The 20,755-nt window shown below is 67.5% G+C and carries 17 protein-coding genes; 7 read left to right on the plus strand and 10 right to left on the minus strand.

Going from position 1 to position 20,755, the window contains the following annotated elements:
- The first annotated feature begins 13 nt into the window (after positions 1-13).
- Positions 14-859, plus strand: coding sequence for an S-formylglutathione hydrolase (gene fghA / locus MKD38_RS19330; protein WP_252679019.1), 846 nt, complete (start codon positions 14-16; stop codon positions 857-859).
- Between the two features lie 2 nt (positions 860-861).
- Positions 862-1,830 (plus strand): LysR family transcriptional regulator, encoded by a 969-nt coding sequence (locus MKD38_RS19335; protein ID WP_252679021.1) that lies wholly within the window; start codon positions 862-864, stop codon positions 1,828-1,830.
- On the opposite strand, the gene MKD38_RS19340 is transcribed toward MKD38_RS19335, so the two are convergent.
- Both MKD38_RS19340 and MKD38_RS19345 read right to left on the minus strand, forming a co-directional pair.
- Complete coding sequence (locus MKD38_RS19340) at positions 1,827-3,272, minus strand: amidohydrolase (protein WP_252679024.1); 1,446 nt, start codon at positions 3,270-3,272, stop codon at positions 1,827-1,829. The two genes, MKD38_RS19335 and MKD38_RS19340, sit on opposite strands and share 4 nt — an antisense overlap.
- A gap of 6 nt (positions 3,273-3,278) precedes the next feature.
- Positions 3,279-4,268: a Bug family tripartite tricarboxylate transporter substrate binding protein gene (locus tag MKD38_RS19345; RefSeq protein ID WP_252679026.1), complete on the minus strand. Its 990-nt coding sequence runs from the start codon at positions 4,266-4,268 to the stop codon at positions 3,279-3,281.
- Between the two features lie 164 nt (positions 4,269-4,432).
- On the opposite strand from MKD38_RS19345, the gene MKD38_RS19350 reads away from it, so the two are divergent.
- Positions 4,433-5,455: a LysR family transcriptional regulator gene (locus MKD38_RS19350; protein WP_252679029.1), complete on the plus strand. Its 1,023-nt coding sequence runs from the start codon at positions 4,433-4,435 to the stop codon at positions 5,453-5,455.
- 40 nt (positions 5,456-5,495) lie between these two features.
- Here the strand turns inward: MKD38_RS19350 and MKD38_RS19355 are convergent, their stop codons facing one another.
- From MKD38_RS19355 to MKD38_RS19380, 6 genes are all read right to left on the minus strand, one after another.
- Positions 5,496-6,590 (minus strand): porin, encoded by a 1,095-nt coding sequence (locus MKD38_RS19355; protein WP_252679031.1) that lies wholly within the window; start codon positions 6,588-6,590, stop codon positions 5,496-5,498.
- 53 nt (positions 6,591-6,643) lie between these two features.
- On the minus strand, positions 6,644-7,621 hold the full coding sequence (locus tag MKD38_RS19360) for a PDR/VanB family oxidoreductase (RefSeq protein WP_252679033.1): 978 nt from the start codon (positions 7,619-7,621) through the stop codon (positions 6,644-6,646).
- A gap of 30 nt (positions 7,622-7,651) precedes the next feature.
- Positions 7,652-9,100, minus strand: coding sequence for an NAD-dependent succinate-semialdehyde dehydrogenase (locus tag MKD38_RS19365; RefSeq protein WP_252679035.1), 1,449 nt, complete (start codon positions 9,098-9,100; stop codon positions 7,652-7,654).
- A 38-nt stretch (positions 9,101-9,138) separates the two neighbouring features.
- Entirely contained in the window at positions 9,139-10,275 is a 1,137-nt protein-coding gene (locus tag MKD38_RS19370) for an aromatic ring-hydroxylating oxygenase subunit alpha (protein WP_252679036.1), read from the minus strand.
- 133 nt (positions 10,276-10,408) lie between these two features.
- Entirely contained in the window at positions 10,409-12,004 is a 1,596-nt protein-coding gene (locus tag MKD38_RS19375; protein WP_305882529.1) for a BCCT family transporter, read from the minus strand.
- Between the two features lie 273 nt (positions 12,005-12,277).
- Complete coding sequence (locus tag MKD38_RS19380; RefSeq protein ID WP_252679038.1) at positions 12,278-13,378, minus strand: tartrate dehydrogenase; 1,101 nt, start codon at positions 13,376-13,378, stop codon at positions 12,278-12,280.
- Between the two features lie 100 nt (positions 13,379-13,478).
- On the opposite strand from MKD38_RS19380, the gene MKD38_RS19385 reads away from it, so the two are divergent.
- Together MKD38_RS19385 and MKD38_RS19390 are read left to right on the plus strand one after the other, a co-directional pair.
- Entirely contained in the window at positions 13,479-14,393 is a 915-nt protein-coding gene (locus tag MKD38_RS19385) for a LysR substrate-binding domain-containing protein (protein ID WP_252679039.1), read from the plus strand.
- The gene (locus MKD38_RS19390; protein ID WP_252679040.1) at positions 14,390-15,376 is read left to right on the plus strand and encodes a PAS domain-containing protein; all 987 of its coding nucleotides are present in this window, start codon (positions 14,390-14,392) and stop codon (positions 15,374-15,376) included. Before MKD38_RS19385 ends, MKD38_RS19390 begins: the two co-directional genes overlap by 4 nt.
- A 2-nt stretch (positions 15,377-15,378) precedes the next feature.
- On the opposite strand, the gene MKD38_RS19395 is transcribed toward MKD38_RS19390, so the two are convergent.
- Complete coding sequence (locus MKD38_RS19395) at positions 15,379-16,992, minus strand: ABC-F family ATP-binding cassette domain-containing protein (protein WP_252679042.1); 1,614 nt, start codon at positions 16,990-16,992, stop codon at positions 15,379-15,381.
- Positions 16,993-17,291: 299 nt separating this feature from the next.
- On the opposite strand from MKD38_RS19395, the gene MKD38_RS19400 reads away from it, so the two are divergent.
- Together MKD38_RS19400 and MKD38_RS19405 are read left to right on the plus strand one after the other, a co-directional pair.
- Positions 17,292-18,275, plus strand: coding sequence for a Bug family tripartite tricarboxylate transporter substrate binding protein (locus MKD38_RS19400; RefSeq protein WP_252679044.1), 984 nt, complete (start codon positions 17,292-17,294; stop codon positions 18,273-18,275).
- A 21-nt stretch (positions 18,276-18,296) separates the two neighbouring features.
- Complete coding sequence (locus MKD38_RS19405; protein ID WP_252679045.1) at positions 18,297-19,754, plus strand: N-acyl-D-amino-acid deacylase family protein; 1,458 nt, start codon at positions 18,297-18,299, stop codon at positions 19,752-19,754.
- A gap of 9 nt (positions 19,755-19,763) precedes the next feature.
- Here the strand turns inward: MKD38_RS19405 and MKD38_RS19410 are convergent, their stop codons facing one another.
- Positions 19,764-20,675 carry a LysR substrate-binding domain-containing protein gene (locus MKD38_RS19410; protein ID WP_252679047.1) on the minus strand — a complete coding sequence of 304 codons (912 nt, stop codon included), beginning with the start codon at positions 20,673-20,675 and terminating at the stop codon, positions 19,764-19,766.
- Positions 20,676-20,755 lie beyond the last annotated feature (80 nt).

A 20,755-nucleotide genomic window follows, 5' to 3' on the forward strand; every position in this document is an offset into this window, starting at 1 on the left:
TTTCCATTCAACTATGGACATTCTGAGCCAACACCTTTGCCATGGCGGAAGCCAGGGCTTCTACACCCACCAGTCCGAGGCGATCGGACTGCCGATGCGGCTGTCCGTGTATCTCCCGCCCCAGGCCGCATCGTCGCCGGTGCCGGCGGCAATCTACCTGGCCGGGCTGACGTGCACGGAAGAGACCTTCATGATCAAGGCCGGGGCGCAACGGGTCGCCGCGGCGCTGGGGCTCGCGCTGGTCGCTCCCGACACCAGTCCGCGCGGTGCGGGCATAACCGGAGAGGATGCGGACTGGGACCTCGGCACCGGTGCCGGCTTCTACCTGGACGCGACACAGGAGCCGTGGCGGCGCCACTACCGGATGGCGAGCTATGTTGCCGAGGAACTGCCGGTGCTGCTGGCCTCGGCTTTCCCGATCGATGCGGACAGGCTGGGGCTGTTCGGCCACTCCATGGGTGGACACGGTGCCTTGACGCTCGGGCTGACGCACCCGGGGCGATTCCGGTCCTTGTCGGCGCTCGCGCCCATCTGCGCGCCTTCACGCGTGCCGTGGGGCAGGAAGGCGTTTGCAGCCTACCTGGGCGACGACCATGAGGCATGGCGCCGGCATGATGCCTGCGAGCTCATCCGATCGCAGCGCAAACCGTATCCCGGCACCATCCTCGTGGACCAGGGCCTCGACGATCCGTATCTGGGCACGGAGCTTCGTCCCGACCTGCTCGAGGCCGCGTGCGCGCAAGCAGGGCAGCAGGTGACAGTGCGTCGGCATACTGGCTATGATCACGGCTACTACTTCATATCCACGTTCATCGCGGATCACCTGCACCATCACGCGGCCGTGCTTGGAGACGTCTAGTCATGTGGCCGCCCGGTGGCTACAGCGAGGCGTCTGCGGCTGGGGGCTGCGTGTACAACATCGATCGAAAGTCGCTGCTTATCTTTGCTGCACTGCTGAAGGAGGGCAACGTGACGCGCGTTGCCCAGCAGCTCGAAGCCACCCAGTCATCGATCAGCCATACGCTGGCCAAGCTGCGGGAACTGTTCGGCGACCCGCTCTTCGTCAGCGCCGGACGCGGCGTTGTGCCGACTCCGCGCGCACTGGAGCTGCGCGAGCCGTTGCGGCAGGCGCTCGATGCCATGGACGCGCTGGTCCAGACCTCGCGCCCGTTCGATCCGGCCGCCTTCGAAGGCGTATTCCGAATCGCCACCACCGACTACATCGGCTTTATCCTGCTGCCCGGCCTGGTGCGGCGCCTGGGCGAAGCCAGCCCGGCGCTGGAGCTGCAGATCCGGCCGCTGCGGCCCAGCGACGACATGGATGCGCTGCGGCGCGACGAAGTGGACCTGGTGCTGTGGAACGAGAAGTCGGCACCGCAGAACTTCTTTTCGCGCAAGCTGTTCTCCGATCGCCTCAAGGCGATCGCGCGCATCGACCATCCCGACATACAGGGCAGCCTGTCGCTGGAGCAGTTTCTGGCCGCGCGGCACCTGCGCATCAGCAGCCAGCACGGTGCCGTGAAGGAAGCGGTGGAGGAAGCCTCGGAAAAGCACAAGGCGCGCGGCAAGACCGCGGTGGTGGTGCCGCACTTCCTGCTGGCCTACAAGCTGGTGGCGGAGTCGAACCTGATCGGCACCATCGCCGAGCTGACGGCGAAGCGCATCGCCAGGGAGCTTCCGTTGCAGATTCTCGAGCCGCCGGTCGACCAGATCCGCTTTACCGTGTCGATGGTCTGGCATGAGCGCCGCAACAGCGATGCGGCGCATCGCTGGATCCGGGGCGAAGTCGTTGCCGTGGCGGATGCGATCCAGGCGGAGCAGCGCGCTTAGGCGCTGGTGCGCCCCGGGTTTCTGGCGATCGGCAAGGCCACGTCGTCGGGAATCGGGCAGACATATGGCTTGCCGCCGCGCCGCGCGACCAGTTCGTCGCGCGCCGCGGCCAGCAGTTCGGGCTGCTCGAGCAGGCGGATCGCCGTCGCGGCCATCGACTTGGCCGCATGGACCATGCCGATATGCGCCAGCGACGACGTCCCTTGCGACACCATCTGCCAGGAATGGAAAGGCGTGCCGAAGGCATAGCACGCCACCCAGCACTGCGCGGTCGGCGTGATCCAGCTGACATCGCCGACGTCGGTGGAGCCGTAGAGCAGTTCGGTGTCGTCGGGGTCGAACGGCCGCAGGCCATCGAACAGCGCGGGCGGCTTGCCGCGCAGCACGCTGGCCAGCGAGCGGCCGGCCTCGGCCACGTCGCTGTCGGGCAGGGTGGCATGGTGGCGCGCCGCCTCCTCTTGCTCGCGCGCGCCGACCGGCAGGCTGCCGAGTTGCTGCATCTCGGCGTACATGACGCGGTTGAGCGCCGTGTTCTGCATCAGGTTGGAACAGGCCTTGTCGAAGCGGATCTCGACCTCGCAGCCGGTCATCAGCGCGGCGCCGCGGGCGATGTCGCACACCCGCGCGTAGAGCGCCGCGGCATCGTCGTTGCGCGCAGCGCGGATCAGGTAGAGCACCTCGGCGCGGGCCTGCACCACGTTGGGCGACAGGCCGCCGCTGTCGGTGATGGCGTAGTGGACGCGCGCATCGGGCGGCATGTGCTCGCGCAGGTAATTGCTGCCCACGTTCATCAGCTCCACCGCGTCCAGCGCGCTGCGGCCGAGGTGGGGCGAGTTGGCGGCGTGCGCGGCACGGCCGTGGAAAACGAAGCTGGCCTGGATGTTGGCGAGCGTGGCCTGGCTGAACACGCCGGTGTAGCTGGCCGGATGCCAGGTCAACGCGGCCGACAGGTCGTCGAAGGCGCCCGCGCGGGCCATGAAGGTCTTGCCCGAGCCGCCTTCCTCGGCCGGGCAGCCGTAGAAGCGCACGCGCCCGGGCAACTTGTGTTCGCGCAGGTACTGCTGCACTGCCAGCGCCGCCAGGTGCGCCGCGGCGCCCAGCAGGTGATGGCCGCAGCCGTGGCCGTTCGGGCCGGGGCTCTGGCTCGACGGCATGCATTGCAGCGCGCCGCTCTCCTGGTTCAGCCCGGACAGCGCGTCGTACTCGCCGAGCAGGCCGATTACCGGACCGCCTTCGCCGAACTCGGCCTGGAATGCGGTCGGGATCCCGGCAAGGTCCGGCTGCACGCGGAAGCCGGCATGCGCAAGCCCTTCGGCATGCAGGCTGGCGGAGGCCTGCTCGGCATAGCGCAGTTCGGCCAGCGCCCAGATCTTGTCGCTGAGTTCGGCAAAGCGCGGCGCTTCGCGTTCGAAGAAGTCGTGAAGTTGTGCGATGGGATGCATGCGGCCTTACTCCACCTTGATGCCCGCGCGCTGCGCGATGGCACGGTTGCGCTTGAGCTGGGTGTCGATCAGCGCCTGGAAGCGTGCCTCGTCGCCACCGGCGGGGCTGGCGCCCATTTGCTCCAGCCGTGCCACCACGTCCGGCGCCTGTACCGCCTTCAGCGCGGCGGCGCGCAGCTTGTCGGCCACCGCGGCCGGGGTCCTGGCCGGGACCGCCAGCCCGAACCAGCTGTTACCCAGGTCGCTCAGCTCACCATGGCCAAGTTCCCTGAGCGTGGGCACTTGCGGCAGCTGGGGCACGCGCTTGTCGCCCGCGACCGCCAGCGGCACCAGCTTGCCCGCCTTCACGTGCGGCAGGGCCGACGGCAACTGGTCGGGCAGGATCTGCACCACGCCGGCGAGGGTATCGTTGAGTGCGGGTCCGATGCCGCGGTACGGCACCACCGCCATCTTCACGCCCAGCTTGTCGTTCATGGCCTCGACCAGCAGGTGCCCGAGGCTGCCGACGCCGGGCACGGCGCTGCTGTAGGCGCCGGGCTTGCGCTTGAGCTCGGCGACGAAGCCGGCAAAGTCCTTCGCCGGCATGGCCGGATTCACGGTGATCACCGCGGGCATGCTGACCAGCATCGCCAGCGGGCGCAATTGCTGGTTGGTCCGGGCGGCCTTGTCGTAGAAGATCGGATTGACCGCCATGGTGCTGACCGTGGCTAGGCCCAGGGTATAGCCGTCCGGTGGCGCCAGCGCCACCGCCTCGGAGCCCATCATGCCGCCCGCGCCGGCGCGGTTCTCCACCACCACGGGCTGGCCCAGTTCCTTGCGCATGCGCTCCGCCACCACGCGTGCGATCAGGTCGCTGGAGCCGCCGGCGGCAAACGGCACGATCAGCCGCAGCGGCTTGCCCGGGAAGGCCGGCTCGGCGGCAGACGGCGACGGCAACAAACAGAAGGCCAGTGCCGGCCAAAGAGCGGCAAGCTTGCGCGAAAGGGGGAACGACATGCGAACTCCGACTGGAATGGGAGAAGTTGCGGATACGGCGCTGCCGCCGTTTGATCGGCGCGGCCGTGCTATGCTCGTTCGCTAATGTAGGAACGGCAGGTGGCTGCCACCAGCCGCTTTTCCCCCTCAGCTATCGGCAATATCAATAGCTCCGCGCCCGCCCGATGCCTCGCATTGCCAGCGATTCCCCATCCTTGCCACCGGCCTGGCCGGACCTGGCCGACGCCAGCACCGCCGCGCTGGCCAAAGTGCTCTACACCCGGCTGGTCACCCACGGCCGGCTGCGGCAACTGCAATTGCTGGTGGCGGTGGATGACTGCGGCAGCATCGCGCGTGCCGCCGGCGAAATCCATATGAGCCAGTCGGCCGCGACGCAGGCGCTGGCCGAACTGGAGCGCATCTTCGGTACGCAGCTGTTCGAGCGCCATGCACGCGGCATCCGGCCCACCCCGGCAGGGCGGGCATTGATTGCCGCGGCGCGCGGTGTCATGGCCAGGCTGCAGCAGGCCGCGGAGTCGCTTGCCGCGATCCGGCAGGGCGCCAGCACCGCCTTGCGCATCGGCGCGATCCCCGCCGCCTCGGGTGCGCTGATCGCGCCCTTGCTGGGCGCCTTCTACGAAAAGCACCCCGAGGTCCATCTCGAACTGCAGGAAGACAGCGGCTCGTCCCTGCTGCCGCAGCTTGCCGGCGGCAACCTCGATGCGGTGTTCTGCCGGACGCCGCAGCGGCTGCCGGCCAGCCTGGTATTCGAGCCGTTGCTCGACGACGATGTGGTGATCCTGGCCGCGCCCAGCCATCCGCTGGCCGGGCGGCGCGACCTGCCGCTGCAGGCGCTGGCCGACGCGCGCTGGGTGCTGCCCGCCGCCAGCATCCAGTTGCGGGAGGTCTTCGAGACCGTGGTGCTCGGCGCGCTGCCCGAGGCCAAGTGGTTCCCGGTGTCGACGCTGTCGCTGCCCGCGCAGGAAGGCCTGCTGCAGCAGCCGGGCGCGGTCACGCTGATTCCGCGTAGCGTGTCGGCCGGCATGCTCGCGGGTGCGCGCGTGTGCCGGCTCGACGTGGCGCTGTCGGTGCCGCTGTCGCCGCTGGGGGTCGCGCATGCCGCGCAGCATGCGCCGGGCTTGCTGCAGGACTTTCTGGCGCTGCTGCGCGAGCGGCTTGCGCGGCAGGGTCCGGCCGGCAGCCAGTGAAGCCGGCCGCGCAGCGCTCGCTGGTACCGATGAAGTCCCCTCAGAACACGTGCCGGATCCCGGCCATCACGCCCACGCGCGTGGTGCTGCGGACATCGGTCACCGGCGTGCCGGCCCAGTACTCGGTTTCTCGCCCGACCGTGCCGCCGCGTGCGAAGGTGGCGTCGGCCTCGAGGAACAGGCTGGTGCGTTTCGACAAGGCATAGTCGGCAACCGCCGCGATCGCATCGGCATTGCCGCTGCCCAGCACAAGCGGCGTGGCCTGGAACTGGGTGGTCACCGTGCCGCTCTGTTGGTAGCGGTAATAGGCGCCCGACAGGTGCAGCGCCGGCGTGAGCTGATAGCCGAGGCCGACGAAGGCAATCCAGAAACGCGCGTCCGGATTGGTCTCGCGGCGGCCCATGTAGCCAGCATAGCCGGTGGCCTTGCCGACCACGTAGGAAGCGCCGACGGAGTAGTTGTGCAGCGTGTTGTCGCCGCTGCCGGGACGCTGCTGGTCATAGGCGACGCCCAGCGCCAGCGGCCCGTCCTGGACCATCACGCCGCCGCCGAAGGTGGCGCCGCGCGCCATGCTGCCGGGGCGCTCGCCGAAGCCGTAGTCGAGCTGCACGCTGACCGGCCCGAATTTCTTCTTGTACACCACGCTGTTGTCGACGCGGTAGCCCTGGAAGAAGACGTCACCGCCGGTGTAGAGCGGGTCGGACCAGAAGTTGCCCCAGCTCTGGTCGAGCGGATCGAAGGACCAGGCGATGTTGTTCAGGGCGTTGTACTGGCGGCCGAAGGTCAGCGTGCCCCAGTCGCCGGACAGGCCGACGTATGCCTGCCTGCCGAACAGCGCGTTATAGGCGGTCTTGCCATCGTCGGTGCCAAAGCCGTTCTCGAGCAGGAACACCGCCTTGTTGCCGCCGCCCAGGTCTTCGTCGCCCTTCAGGCCCCAGCGGCTGCCGCCGATGCCGCTGGAGACCAGTTCGCCCTGGTCGTGATGGCGGCCGTCGATGTTGGAGGTGTAGCGCACGGCGGTGCTGATCACACCGTAGAGCGTCAGGCTGGACTGCGCATACGAAACGGACGAAACGGACGAAAGGGCGGGCAGCAGTGCGCCCGCCAGCAGCCACAGGCTGGCTGATTTCCTCATGGGGTCTCCTCGGTGATGCCGGCCGGCGTCCGATGCGCCGGCCTGTTGTTGTCTTACAGGTCGAGCACGAGCTTGCCGCTTCGGGCCCGCGAGACGCAGATCATCATGGTCTTCTGCGCCGACTTCTCCTTGTCGCTCAGGTACTGGTCGAAATGGATCGCCTCGCCTTCCAGGATGCGCGTCTCGCAGGTGCCGCACACGCCTTCGCGGCACAGGCATTCGACCGGCACGGTGCCGTCGCGCTCGATCGCCTTCAGGATCGACTCGCCGGCGCCAACCTCCACGGTCTTGCCGGATTTCGCCAGCACCACGGTGAAGGCGTCGCCCGCCTGTTCCGGCGCGGCGAACTGTTCCCAGTGCACGCGAACCGGATCGACGCCCCCGTCCTCCGCCGCCTGGCGCACGGCGTCGATCAGCGGGGCCGGGCCGCACACATAGACATGCGCGCCGGCATCCATGCAGCCCAGCAGGCCGGACAGGTCCAGCTTCTGCCCCTTGCTGTCGACATAGAAGCTGACGCGGCCCCCGGAAGACTGCTGCGTGAGCGCCGCCAGTTCATCGCGGAACGCGCCGTGCTCGTCGGCGCGGAACGCGTAGTGCAGTTCATGCGATGCGCCGCGCTTGCGCAGCTCGTGCATCTGCGACATGAACGGCGTGATGCCGATACCGCCGGCGATCAGCACGTGGTGATGCGCGCCATGGTCCAGTGCGAACAGGTTGTTCGGCGTGGTGATGGTGAGCGCGTCGCCTTCGGCCACGCGGTCATGCAGGAATGCCGAGCCGCCTTTGGACTTCTCCTCGCGGCGCACGCCGATCTGGTAGCTGCCGAGCGCGTCGGGCGAGCTCATCAGCGAATACGCGTTGCTGTACTGGCGCTCGCCGTCGCGCATCTGCACGATGACGTGGCTGCCGCCGGTAAAGGGCGGCAGCTCGCGGCCGTCGATCGCTTCCATGGTGAAGCGCTTGATCAGCGGGGTCACGTGCTCGATGCGCGAGACCCGCACCTGGAGGGTCTGGTAGAAATTGCCCATGCTGCTGTCTTCCGGGTGTGCTGCCGCGCGTTACAGCGCCATGCAGAGGTATTTCATCTCGAGGTAGTCCTCGATGCCGTACTTCGAGCCCTCGCGGCCCAGGCCCGACTGCTTCACGCCGCCGAACGGCGCCACCTCGTTCGAGAACAGGCCGGTGTTGATGCCGACGATGCCGTACTCGAGCTGCTCGGCCACGCGCCAGACCCGGCCGATGTCGCGGCTGAAGAAGTAGGCCGCCAGGCCGTAGATGGTGTCGTTGGCCATGCGCACCACGTCGGCCTCCGAGGTGAAGCGGACGATGGGCGAAACCGGGCCGAAGATTTCCTCGTCGAGCACGCGCATGCCGGGTTTGACGTCGGCCAGCACCGTCGGCGCGAAGAACTGCGCACCGGCCTCATGCACGCCGCCGCCGATGGCAATGCGCGCGCCCTTGCTCACGGCATCCGCCACCAGCTCGCCGACCTTGGCAACCGCCTTGTCGGTGATCAGCGGACCGATCTCGCTGCCCGCCGTGAAGCCGTTGCCGACGCGCAGCCCGGCCACCTTCTTCACGTAGCGCTCGACGAACTGGTCGTAGACGGCGTCGTGGATATAGAGGCGGTTGACGCAGACGCAGGTCTGGCCGGCGTTGCGGTACTTGGCCTGGATTGCCCCTTCAACCGCCGCGTCGATGTCGGCATCCTCGAACACGATGAAGGGCGCATTGCCGCCCAGCTCGAGCGACACCTTCTTGACCGTGCCGGCGCACTGCTGCATCAGCAGACGGCCGACCGGCGTGGAGCCGGTGAACGACAGCTTGCGCACCAGCGGGTGGCCGGTGAACTGGCTGCCGATCGCCGCCGCGTCGCCGGTGACGACGTTCAGCACGCCCGCGGGGATGCCGGCGCGCAGTGCCAGCTCGGCCAGCGCCAGCGCGCTGAAGGGGGTCTCGTTGGCGGGCTTGACCACCATGGTGCAGCCGGCCGCCAGCGCGGGCGCGGCCTTGCGCGCGATCATCGCCGCCGGGAAGTTCCACGGCGTGATCGCGGCGCACACGCCGATCGGCTCGCGCACCACCACCAGGCGCTTGTCGGCGGCGGGGGAGGGGATCACATCGCCGTAGAGGCGCTTGGCTTCCTCGCCGAACCACTCGATGAACGAGGCGGCGTAGCGCACCTCGCCGCGCGCTTCGGCCAGCGGCTTGCCCTGCTCGCGCGTCATGATGGCGGCAAGGTCGTCCTCGTGCGCGATGATCAGGTCGAACCACTTGCGCAGCAGCGCGGCGCGCTCCTTGGCGGTGCGGGCCTTCCAGCCGGGCAGGGCGGCATTGGCGGCCTCGATCGCGGCCACGGCGCCGGCCTCGCGCATCAGCGGCACGGTGCCGACCAGGTCGCCGGTGGCGGGGTCGGTCACGGCCACGGTGGCGGCGTCGGGGGCGTCGGTCCATTCGGCGCCGATCAGGGCCTGCTGGCGGAACAGGGCGTTGTCCTTCAGTTGCATGGGTCTGGTCTCCGTTTCGGGTTCGGCTGTACCGGCGCTCACGCGCCTTCGTATTCCCTGGCCACCTTGCGGTGGAAATGCACGATGCCGTGCTCGCTGATGCCGCTGCGCTGGCGGTCGACCATGATCCGGCCCTGGCCGCGATAGCCGCGCGACTTCAGGCCTTTCTGAACGCTTTCGACCAGGCGCAGGTCTTCCGGGCGGAACACGTCGCGATACCACTCGACCAGCTTCTGCTGTTCCTCGGTCAGTTCCTTGTTCAGGAAGTAGATCTCGTAGTGCTGGAGCGTGACTTCGGCGCTGGCCGGGAACTCGTAGATCACCGTCATGAAGTTGGCGCCCGGCGGCACGTTGAACATCGTGCAAGGCCAGGCCCAGAAGCCGCTGAAGCTGGGGTCCTTGATCGACTCGTCCAGCTTGAAGGACTTCTCCGACGACTTGGCGTGGCCGAACTGCAGGGTCCAGTTGCCATGCAGCGTGTGGGTGTAGCGGTCGACCTGCACCGAGTCCGAGAAGCCGGGGTGGGCCGGGCCGCAGTGGTAGCACTCCATGTAGTTGTCGACGATGGACTTCCAGTTGGCCGGCGTCTCGGTGACGAAGCGCGCGCCGAGGTGGAGCTCGTCGATCACCGGGCAGGCGGCGCGCATGCGCGCTTCCAGGCCGGGCAGCTGTTCCTCGACACTGCCGGCGTCCGGGTTCATGTTGATAAAGACGAAGCCGGCGTATTCCTCGACCCGCACCGGCACCAGGCTCGACTTGCTCTTGTCGAAGTTGGGCACGTTGTCGCAGTTTCGCGCCAGCGCCAGTTCGCCATCGAGCTTGAAGGTCCAGGCGTGGTACGGGCAGGTGATGACGTTCTTCGCACGGCCGCTGCCTTGCAGCAGCTGGTGGCCCCGGTGCGGGCAGACGTTGTAGAAGGCGCGCAGCACGCCTTCGCGGTCGCGCAGCACGACGATGCTTTCGCCGATGATCTCGCGCGTCACGTAGTCGTTCGACTCGGCCAGTTCGCTGCGGTGGGCGACGCAGATCCAGCTGTTGGCGAAGATCTTTTCCTTCTCGTACTCGAATACCGCGTCCCGGGTGTAGAAGGAGGCGGGCAGGGTCCAGGCGTTTTCGTCGTCGGCGCAGAAGCCGTCGGGCAGCTTGACGGCGGCGGTGTCCAGGGTCTTCTCCATGATTCCGTTTCCTTGGTTAATTTATGGTTACCGGTTAAATATCGTTTAACAACAGGGCGTAAAAAAAGAGCCGTAGGGCGGGCAAATTTCCAGGATGCGAGGGGACCGCCGAGGCCGGTCCCCTGTGGCGCGATCAGGCCTTGGCGACGGCGGTTTCGCGCTCGGTGGTCACGGTCACGCGGTCGGTTTCAGGCCGGGCGGTCTCGATCAGGTGTGCCGGGGTGTCGGCGTAGTCCTGCATGAGCCAGCGAAACAGGCCGAACAGCTTGATGCCGAGGATCACCAGGAATGGGATCGCGGTCAGCACCACGGCGGTCTTCATGGTCTCCAGCGAAGCCTTGATGAACAGCATCGCCAGCGGCACCAGCGTCAGCATCACGCACCAGAACACGCGGCTGGTCGGCGACGGGTCCTGTCCTTCCTTCAGGTTGCGGGTGGTGGTGGCGGCCACGGCGTAGGCCACGGCGTCGACGTGGGCGGCCAGGAACACGATCATGATCGCCAGGTACACCGCCAGGAACACCTTGCCGGCCGGCAGCGCGCTCAGCAGCATTTCCACCGCGGCCTCGCCGCCATGTTCCTTCAGGATGCGCGGCACGTCGATGGCGCCGGTGATGAACTGGTGCATGCTGTAGCTTTCCAGCGCGCCGAAGAAGAACCAGCATCCGACGCTGCCGCCCAGCAGCAGGGCGTAGATGACTTCCTTGATCTTGCGGCCCTTGGACACGCGCGCCACGAACATCGCCACGCCCGGCGAGTACGACACCCACCACAGCCAGTAGAACACGGTCCAGCCGCGGCTGAAGGCGCCGTCGCCGGTGGGATCGGTGAACAGGCTCATGTGCACGTAGTTCTGCAGCATCAGGCCCAGGCCGTTGACGATGTTATTGCCGGCGAACAGGGTCGGGCCGATCGCGAACACCACCGCGGCCAGCAGCAGCGCACCCCAGCACACCATATGGCTGAGGCGCTGCATGCCGCCATCGATGCCGACATAGGCGCTCGCCGAGAACAGCACCGACACGCCGACGATCACGACCAGCTGCGTCACGAAGGTGTCCGGCACGCCGAACAGGCCGGACAGCCCGCGCGTGAAGGTCGACGCGGTCAGCGCGATCGAAACCGTCAGCGCCCCGAACATCGTCAGCAGGAAGATCAGGTCCACCAGCCGGCCCACCGGTCCGGTGGCGCGGAAGCCCGTGATGGCCTCGACGATGGACGCCAGGTTCAGGCCCTTGTTCTTGCGCACATGGAAGTGGTACGCCATCGCCAGCGACGGCAGCGCATACACCGCCCACGCGCTCAGGCCCCAGTGGAAGAACGAGTAGCTGATGGAGTGCTCCAGCGCTTCGCGCGTGCCGGTGGGCACGTTCAGGCCCGGCGACTGGTAGTAGTAGACCCACTCCATCACGCCCCAGTACATGGTCGACGAGCCCATGCCCGCACAGATGAACATGAACACCCAGGACAGCGTGGAGTACTCGGGCTTGCCTTCCCCCAGCCGCACGTTGCCGTACTTGCTGAAGGCCAGCACCAGGCAGGCGATGACGCAGCCGAAGACAAAAATCTGGACCAGCGAGCCGAACGAGCGCGTGGACCATTCGAACAGCAGGGTCGCGGTGGCGGCCGCTTCGGCGGGCCAGCGGACCATGGCGATGACGGTGACCAGCACGGCGGTGAGCGTGCAGGCGGTGAGGAAGCCGTCGAGGCGGGGCGTGGGAGTTTTCAAGTGCGTCTCCTCCGATGCGTCTTGGCGCATGGCTTGGTTTTGTGGTGGAACTTGTCTGCCCGGCGCGGGCGGTGCCCGCGTTTCAGATTGCTTGTATTTTGTTAACCAATGGTTTACAGTAACTATTAGTTAACGGAAACTCTATGCAAAATTCCGGACATGCACAAGCTCCGCGTGGAAAAAAATTGCGGGTGTGACGGACGGTGCGCGCTGCGTTGCGTGAACACCATGCCGGGCGCGAACCCGGCATCACGTCCCGCTCGCCGCGCAGGTTCAGAGCGCGCCCGCGATGGCCTTGCCTACCTCGCTGGTGCCGGCCTTGCCGCCGGCATCCGGTGTCAGCGGGCCTTCGCGCAGCACGGTCTCGATGGCGGCGAGGATGGCATCATGCGCCTGGCGTCCGGCTTCGCCGCCCAGGAAGTCCAGCATCATCGCGCCCGACCAGATCATGCCGATCGGGTTGGCGATCTGCTTGCCGTAGATGTCCGGCGCCGAGCCGTGCACCGGTTCGAACAGCGACGGGAACCTGCGCTCCGGGTTCAGGTTGGCCGAGCCCGCCAGACCGATGGTGCCGGTACAGGCCGGGCCGAGGTCCGACAGCAGGTCGCCGAACAGGTTGGAGGCGACCACCACGTCGAAGCGCTCCGGCTGGAGCACAAAGCGCGCGCACAGGATGTCGATGTGCTGGCTGTCCCATGCCACCTCCGGGTACTGCGCGCCCATTGCCGCGGTGCGCTCGTCCCACCACGGCATGCTGACGGCGATGCCGTTGGACTTGGTCGCCGAGGTCAGCTTCCTGCGCGGACGGGATTGCGCCAGTTCGAAGGCGTATTTGAGGATGCGGTCGGTGCCGTGACGGCTGAAGACCGACTGCTGCATCACGATCTCGCGCGCGGTGCCTTCGTACATGCGGCCGCCGACGGGGCTGTATTCGCCCTCGGTGTTTTCGCGGACCACGTAGAAGTCGATGTCGCCGGGCTTCTTGCCGGCCAGCGGGCACGGCACGCCGGGCAGCAGGCGCACCGGGCGCAGGTTGACGTACTGGTCGAACTCGCGGCGGAACCTGAGCAGCGAGCCCCACAGCGAGATGTGGTCGGGCACCTTGTCGGGCCAGCCGACGGCGCCGAAGTAGATCGCGTCGAAGCCGTCGAGCTGCTGCTTCCAGTCGTCCGGCATCATTTTGCCGTGGCGCAGGTAGTAGTCGCAGTTGGCCCATTCGAAGTGGCGCACTTCGATCGGCAGGTTGAACTTGCGCGCGGCGGCTTCGACGACGCGCAGCCCCTCGGGCAGGACTTCGTTGCCGATGCCGTCGCCGGCAATGGCGGCGATCCGGAACGGAGCAGGGAATGGTGTGGTCAAGGCGGGTGTGGTCATGGCGGTGTCTCGCTCGGGTCTGGTGGTCAGGTGCGATCGAGAATGCCGCGAAAGCCGGCGCGGATCATCCGCGCAAGCGTGGATACAGGAAACACGAATCGTGAATAATCTGCCCCCACTGGAAGACCTGCGGGTGTTCTGCCTGGTCGCGCAGCGCGCCAGCTTCGTCGCCGCCGCGGAAGAACTGGGCAGTTCGCCCGCCTATGTCAGCAAGCGCGTCAAGGCGCTGGAACAGGTGCTGGGCGCGCAGTTGCTGCACCGGAGCACGCGCCAGGTGTCGCTGACGGAAAACGGCGAGCGCGTGTGCCGCTGGGCCCGCCAAATGCTCGACGAGATCGGGCAACTGAGGGATGAGATCGCTGCCGCCGGCGGCGCGCCGCGCGGGCTGGTGCGCATCGGCAGCAGCGTGGGCTTCGGCAGGCGCCATGTCGCGCCGCTGGTCTCGACGCTGTGCCAGCAGTTTCCCGGCCTGGAAATCCGCTTCGACGTGTTCGACAAGCTGGTCGACCTGGTGGCCGAAGGCATCGATCTGGACATCCGCATCGGCAACGATATCGCCCCGCACCTGATCGCGCGCCGGCTGGCGCGCAACTGGCGCGTGCTGTGCGCGGCGCCCACGTACCTGGCGGCGCGCGGCGTGCCGCAGACGCTCGAGGCGCTGGCGGAGCACGACTGCCTGGTGACCAAGGAGCGCGACCACCCCTTTGGCATCTGGCGCATGACCGGGCCCGAGGGCGAGCGCAGCGTCAAGGTGGGGGGGCGGCTGTCGTCCAACCACGGGGAGATCGTCACCGGCTGGGCGCTGGCCGGGCATGGCGTCATGCTGCGCTCGATGTGGGATGTCGCGCCCGACCTTCAGGCCGGGCGCCTGGTGCAGGTGCTGCCCGACTACCGCCAGGACGCGGATATCTGGGCGGTGTATCCTTCGCGCCTGTCCGGCTCCGCGCGCGTGCGCGCCTGCGTCGAGTTTTTCATGCGCCATCTCGGCGGTGCCACCGGGGAATCCACAACATGACAGAAAACAGCTTCGCCTTCCGCCTCAAGGAACTGCTCGAACACAAGAAGCTCACGCTGCAGGCGGTGGCCAACGCGCTCGACGTGTCGCGCCCGGCGGTCCACAAATGGACCCGGGGCGGCGAGATTGACTACGAGAAGCTGCGCAAGCTGGCGGCGTTCCTGGATGTCAACTGGATCTGGCTGCGCTACGGCGAGCAGGCCCGGCAAGAGGCCGAGACCTCGAGTGCGGTGGAACTCCCCATGACCGACATGCGCCGCCGCTACACCGCCGAGATCATGGAGAGCGAGGCGCGCATGAAGCTGGCGCAGGAGGGCGCGCGCATCGTCACGTGGGAGTGGAACCTGATTACCGACGACGTGACCTACTCGTCCAACGTCGAGGCCGTGTACGGCTGGCGCATCGTCAGCAACGAAAGCTTCTGGAAGCATGTGCCCGCCGATGACGTTCCCATGATGAACGCCGCCTACGAGGAATCGGTGCGCACCGGCAAGGCCCACGAATTCGACTTCCGCCTGGTCCAGCCCGACGGCAGCATCCGCTGGATCTCGTCGCGCGCCACGCCGGTGCGCGAACTCGACGGACGCATCGTCAAGATCGTCGGCATCAGCATGGACAACACCGCACGCAAGCTTGCCGAGCAGTCACTGCGCGACCAGCAGGCGCGGTTCCGGGCGGTGTTCGAGCTGACCTCGGAGGGCATGGCGCTGCTCGACGGCGAATTGCGGTGCGAATCGGTCAACGCGGCGCTCGTGCAGATGGCTGGCGGCGACGCCGAGGCGCTGCTGGGCGACGGCTTTGTCCGGCGCTGCGCCGAGGCCGAAGCCCGCCTGCGCAAGATGACGCGCAACCGGCCCAGGGCGACGTTCGCCGCCGAACTGCAACGCGACGATGGAAGCAGGCTGCCGGTGACGGTGCGCTCGGTGCTGGAGCGCAGCGAGGACGGTGCGTCCTACTACGCCCTGGCGATGCGGCCCGCCTGACATCACCACGGCGCGGTCCGCCAGCCTTGTTCCGTCGCCTCCAGCCGATCCGTCAGGCCAAGGTTGTTCATGAAGGCATCGTCGTGCGACACGACCACCAACGCGCCCCGATAGCCGCGCAACATGGCTTCCAGTGCCTGTACCGAAGGCAGGTCGAGGTGGTTGCTGGGCTCATCCAGCAATAGCAGCTGCGGCGGTGGATCGGCATAGAGCACGCAGGCCAGCGCCGCCTTGAGCCGCTCGCCGCCGCTGAGCGAGCCGCCGGGCACGGCAATCTTCCCGCTATCCAGCCCAAGGTGCGCAAGGCGCGTGCGCAGATCGCCTTCGCCAGCCGTCGGGTTGGCCGCCAGCATCTGTTCCAGCACGGTACGCCGCGGATCCAGGTTGGCCAGCCGCTGGTCCAGGTAGATGCCTTGCACCGGAAGCCTGCATGTCCCGGCCAGGGGCTGCAGCTGGCGCGCGAGCACCTTGAGCAAGGTCGACTTGCCGCTGCCGTTGGGGCCGACCACGCCCACGCGCTGCTGCCCCGTCAACGTGAGGTTGAGCTGGCGCGTGGCACTGCGGACAAAGGGCAGTTCCACGGCTTCCAGTTCGGCGACACGTCGCTGCGAAGTCAGGGCAACCGGCAAGTCGTGCACCACGATGGCCTGGTCGTGCCCGACCCGCTGCGCGGCCTCGCGCACGCGCTCGGCCAGTTCCAGCCGGGTCTCGGCATGCTGCTGGCGCAGCTTGCCGGCCGAGCTTTCGCTGCGTTCCTTCTGTCGGCCGAGCAGGATCCTGGCCTGGTTGGCCTCTTGTGCATGCCGGTTGCCACGTGCCTGGCGCCGCTCCAGGCGTTCGCGTTGCTCGCGCAGGGACTGCTCTTCGCGCCGGCGTTCGAGCTTGCGTTGTTCCAGTTGCTGGATCGCGTTCTGCCGCTCGCGCTCCGTGCATTGGGCGTAGAAGGTGTAGTTGCCCCCATAGCTGCGAAGTCCCAGCGAAGACAACGCTACGATGCGCGCCATGGCGTCGAGCAGTTGCCGGTCATGGCTTACCACCAGCAGCCCGCGCGGCCAACGCTGCAGCTGCGCGAGCAGCGCCTGCCGGTTCGGCCGGTCGAGGTGATTGCTGGGCTCGTCCAGGATCAGGAAATCGGCATCCGACAACAATGCGCCGATCAGCGTGACGCGCATGGCTTCGCCACCGCTGAGCGCGCTGGCAGGCGTCGCGGCATCGAGATGGTCCAGGCCATTGCGCGCCAGTTCGTCCTGCAGCCGCAGGCGTACATCCCAGCGCTCGCCCACGGCGTCGAAATCCTCGGGCGCGCTGCTGCCCGCCTCGATGCGTTCGAGCGCATCGATGGTGGCCTGCACACCGGCCAGGCCTGCCACCGTAGCGCCCGGCGCAGGCGATATCTGCTGGGCGAGGTAGTACACGCCGCCGGAGCGCGTACAGCGCCCGCTGGTCGGCTGCACTTGCCCGGCCAGCATGCGCGCCAGCACCGTCTTGCCGGCGCCATTGCGCCCGACCAGGCCGGTGGCACGCTGGTCGAACTGCTCGCTGAGATCGGAGAAAAGCGTCCTGCCGTCGGGCAGAACGTAAGACACGCCTTCCAGCGTGAGACAGGGTTGCGTCATGTGTCGATTCCAAAGATGCCAGGAACTCCCCCTGCTCATCGGGGGTAGGTGGGAGACTGGCCGTCATGAAGACGGCGGCATCAATGGCGCATGACGAGTACCTCGGTGATGGATGATGGCTTGCCATATTAAAAGCATCTGCGGCCAGGCGCAATGTCGTGCAATGCGCAAGGGATATCGCCCGGTGCGGGGCGATGCATTCCGTCACGGAAATAATCGCCCACAAAACTTCACTAGGCCGTGCCCGGGGCCTCGCTGATACTCGATCACACAAAGACCACCACATGAGGAGACAGCAGATGAAAAGACTAGCGGTACAGGCCCTGGCGGCAGGGGCAATCGGTGTCGTCGGCATCATCGCCGGGATGCCAGGCGCGGCAGTGGCGGCGTGGCCGGAGAAGCCGGTGCGCCTGATCGTGCCGACCGCGCCGGGCGGCGCCCCCGACATCGTCGCGCGCTTGTTCGGCGAGGGGCTGTCGCGGCGCCTGGGCCAGTCGGTGGTCGTCGAGAACCGGCCCGGGGCCGGAGGCAATATCGGCATGCAGGCGCTGGTGGCGGCCCCAGCGGACGGCTACACCATCGGCTATGGCAACAACGCCACGCTAGCCACCAACCGCTTCCTGTACAGCAAGCTGCCCTACGACCCCGGCAAGCTGGTCCCGATCGTCGGACTGGTCACGACCTTCAATATCCTCGCCGTCAATCCTTCGCTCCCGGCCAGGTCGGTGCAGGAACTGATTACTTATGCGCGCGCCAACCCCGGCAAGCTGTCGATGGGCTCGGCCGGCAACGGCACCACCAGCCACCTGGGTGGGGAGCTGTTCAAGGTAATGGCCAACCTGGATGTCACCCACGTGCCATACAAGGGCAGCACGCCTGCGCTGCAGGACCTGGTTGGCAACAACGTGCAGCTGATGTTCGACAACGTTCCGTCGATCGGGCCCTATGTCACGGCGAGGCGCGTGCGCGCGCTGGCGGTCACGTCAAGTCAGCGCTCGCCGCACTTCCCCGACTTGCCGACCATGGCCGAGGCCGGCCTGACGGGCTACGAACTGACCGCGTGGGCCGGATTGGTCGCGGCGCCGGGCACGCCCGCCGAGGTCATCGAACGGCTGAACCGCGAAGTCAACGCGCTGATCCGCGAGCCGGCATTCCGGGCGCAACTGGACAAGCTGTCGTTCGATCCGCTCGGCGGCAGCCCGCGCGACTTCCAGGCGCTGATCACATCTGAAACCGCCAAGTTTGGCGAATTGGTCCGCAAGAGCGGCGCCAAGGTCGACTGAACCGAGGGAAATCCAAGCACCATGCCTACGCAATATGACCTGATTATCCGCAACGGCGACCTGATCGATGGCACCGGCGCACCGCGCCGCACGGCCGACCTGGGCGTGCGCAACGGCGAGATCGCCGCGATCGGCGACCTCGGCCCGGCGCGTGCCGGCACCGAGGTGGATGCCACCGGACTGATCGTGGCGCCCGGCTTTATCGACACCCATACGCATGACGACTGGATGGTGTTCCAGGCGCCCGAGATGCTGCCCAAGGTGACGCAGGGTGTGACCACCATCATCGCCGGCAACTGCGGTATCAGCCTGTTTCCGCTGGTCACCGACAGCATTCCGCCGGCGCCGCTCGACATCATGCGTGGCGGCTACCGCTTCGAATCGGTGCGAGCGTACCGCGAGTCGTTCGCGGCCAACCCCGCGGCGGTCAATGTGGCGGTGCTGGTGGGGCAGTCGACGCTGCGCGCGCGGCACCTGTCGCAGCTTGGCGTGGCCGCCAGCGACGCGGAGATCGAACGGATGCGGCGGGACGTGGAAGACGCCTTGCTGCAAGGGGCGATCGGGGTGTCGACCGGCACCTTCTATCCGCCTTCGGCGGCGGCGCCCGAGGAAGAAGTCGTGCGCATGTGCGAGCCGATGCAGCGGCTCGGCGGCGTGCTGGTTTCGCATATCCGCGACGAGGGCGACAAGATCGCCGAGGCGATCGACGAGACCGCGCGCATCGGCAAGGCGCTGGGCGTGTCGACAGTGATCTCGCACCACAAGCTGGTGGGCAAGCAGAATCACGGCCGCAGCCGCGACACGCTGGCGCAGGTGCGCACGCTGGCCCGGACCATGCCGCTGTGCCTGGACTGCTATCCGTACGCGGCGTCGTCGACCATGCTGCGGCCCGAGCGGGTCACGCAATGCGACCGCATACTCGTCACCTGGTCGGCGCGGCACCCGGAAGCCGCCGGGCGCTACTTGGAAGACCTGGCGCAGGAGTGGGGCCAATCGCGTCTCGAGGTGGCGCAGGCGCTGGTGCCCGGCGGCGCCGTGTACTTCATCATGGATGAGGCCGATGTGCGCGACATCCTGTCCTATCCGGACACCATGATCGGCTCCGACGGCATCCCTTCTGACGAAACCCCGCACCCCCGGCTGTGGGGCACGTTTCCGCGCGTGCTGGGGCTGTATTCACGCGACCTGGGCTTGTTTCCGCTGGAGCGCGCGGTGCACAAGATGACCGGCATGCCCGCGCAGCGCTTCGGGCTGGAGCGGCGCGGCGAGTTGCGGGCGGGCCATGTCGCGGATATCACCGTGTTCGATCCGGCCACGATCCAGGACCGTGCCACCTTCGACGACCCGCGGCGGCCCGCGACCGGCGTTTGCCATGTGTTTGTCGCCGGGCAGGCCACGCTGCGCGACGGCATGCCGGTCAACAGCCGCCCGGGGCGCTTCGTCACGTCCACGCTGGTGCGCGCAGGCGCGGCGCGCTGACGCGGTCGCCTACGGCGCCTGGCGCTCGCCTGCGCTTTGCTGCTGCAGCCAAGCGATAAAGGTCCGCATCGCAGGGTTGTCGCGCTTCTCTTCGAGGCAGATGAAGTAGTAAGCCTTGGGTGACACGTAGGGCTCGTTGGCCAGGCGCAGCAGTCGTCCCGCCTTGATGTCCTCGCTGGTCACGTAGTCGGGCAGCAGGGCGATGCCCATGCCGCTTACTGCAGCCTGCAGGCCCATGGTGAGCAGGCCGTAGCGCGGGCCATCGTCGGGATGCGCCAGCCGTATCCCCCTCTGCTGCAGGTAGGCCGGCCACGCTTCCAGCGCGGCGATCTGGTGCAGCAAGGGCATGCGCTTGAGCGCCCTGGCCAGCGTGCCGCCGCCCGGCAGCAGCTCGGGCGCGCACACCGGGTAGAGCTCCAGCGGCATGACCTTCAGCGCGAAGTGGCGCGGCGGCGGCCCGCCGCAATACATGATGGCGGCATCGAGCCCGGTGCTTTCCAGGTCGACCGGGCCGACCTTGGTGGTGACGTTGATCTGGATCTGTGGCTGTTCCTTGGCAAACTTGAGCAGGCGCGGCAGCAGCCAGATATTGCCCAGCGACACCGGCACCGACAGGTTGAGCCTGCCGCCCGCGGCGCGGCCGGACTGCACCTCCAGCGTCGCTTCCTCGAGCAAGGCCAGCGCCTTGCGCACGCTCCTGAGGTATTCCTCGCCGGCGGGTGTCGGCGCCACCGCGCCTTTGCGGCGGTTCAGCATGCGCGCACCAAGAAATGCCTCCAGCTCGGTAATCTGCTTGCTTACCGCGCTCTGGGTCAGGCACAGCTCCTCGGCCGCGCCGGTGACGCTGCCGGTGCGTGCCGTGGTTTCGAGCGCGATCAGGTTCGCCAGCGCGGGCAGGTGGCGTCCGGTGGTGCTTTTCATGGGCGGTGCAGTGACGAAGGCTGTGGGCATTGTCATCGATTCATTCCGATATGGAAAGAACGTGCAATGAAACTTCCATT

Origin of the sequence: Cupriavidus sp. WGlv3, assembly GCF_023952475.1 — a bacterium.
Lineage (GTDB): Bacteria > Pseudomonadota > Gammaproteobacteria > Burkholderiales > Burkholderiaceae > Cupriavidus > Cupriavidus phytorum.

Bases quoted from the DNA above. Each gene is read 5' to 3' on its own strand.
- fghA (WP_252679019.1), top strand. From the start codon at position 14: ATGGACATTCTGAGCCAACACCTTTGCCATGGCGGAAGCCAGGGCTTC.
- MKD38_RS19335 (WP_252679021.1), top strand. From the start codon at position 862: ATGTGGCCGCCCGGTGGCTACAGCGAGGCGTCTGCGGCTGGGGGCTGC.
- MKD38_RS19340 (WP_252679024.1), bottom strand. From the start codon at position 3,272: ATGCATCCCATCGCACAACTTCACGACTTCTTCGAACGCGAAGCGCCG.
- MKD38_RS19345 (WP_252679026.1), bottom strand. From the start codon at position 4,268: ATGTCGTTCCCCCTTTCGCGCAAGCTTGCCGCTCTTTGGCCGGCACTG.
- MKD38_RS19350 (WP_252679029.1), top strand. From the start codon at position 4,433: ATGCCTCGCATTGCCAGCGATTCCCCATCCTTGCCACCGGCCTGGCCG.
- MKD38_RS19355 (WP_252679031.1), bottom strand. From the start codon at position 6,590: ATGAGGAAATCAGCCAGCCTGTGGCTGCTGGCGGGCGCACTGCTGCCC.
- MKD38_RS19360 (WP_252679033.1), bottom strand. From the start codon at position 7,621: ATGGGCAATTTCTACCAGACCCTCCAGGTGCGGGTCTCGCGCATCGAG.
- MKD38_RS19365 (WP_252679035.1), bottom strand. From the start codon at position 9,100: ATGCAACTGAAGGACAACGCCCTGTTCCGCCAGCAGGCCCTGATCGGC.
- MKD38_RS19370 (WP_252679036.1), bottom strand. From the start codon at position 10,275: ATGGAGAAGACCCTGGACACCGCCGCCGTCAAGCTGCCCGACGGCTTC.
- MKD38_RS19380 (WP_252679038.1), bottom strand. From the start codon at position 13,378: ATGACCACACCCGCCTTGACCACACCATTCCCTGCTCCGTTCCGGATC.
- MKD38_RS19390 (WP_252679040.1), top strand. From the start codon at position 14,390: ATGACAGAAAACAGCTTCGCCTTCCGCCTCAAGGAACTGCTCGAACAC.
- MKD38_RS19395 (WP_252679042.1), bottom strand. From the start codon at position 16,992: ATGACGCAACCCTGTCTCACGCTGGAAGGCGTGTCTTACGTTCTGCCC.
- MKD38_RS19400 (WP_252679044.1), top strand. From the start codon at position 17,292: ATGAAAAGACTAGCGGTACAGGCCCTGGCGGCAGGGGCAATCGGTGTC.
- MKD38_RS19405 (WP_252679045.1), top strand. From the start codon at position 18,297: ATGCCTACGCAATATGACCTGATTATCCGCAACGGCGACCTGATCGAT.
- MKD38_RS19410 (WP_252679047.1), bottom strand. From the start codon at position 20,675: ATGAAAAGCACCACCGGACGCCACCTGCCCGCGCTGGCGAACCTGATC.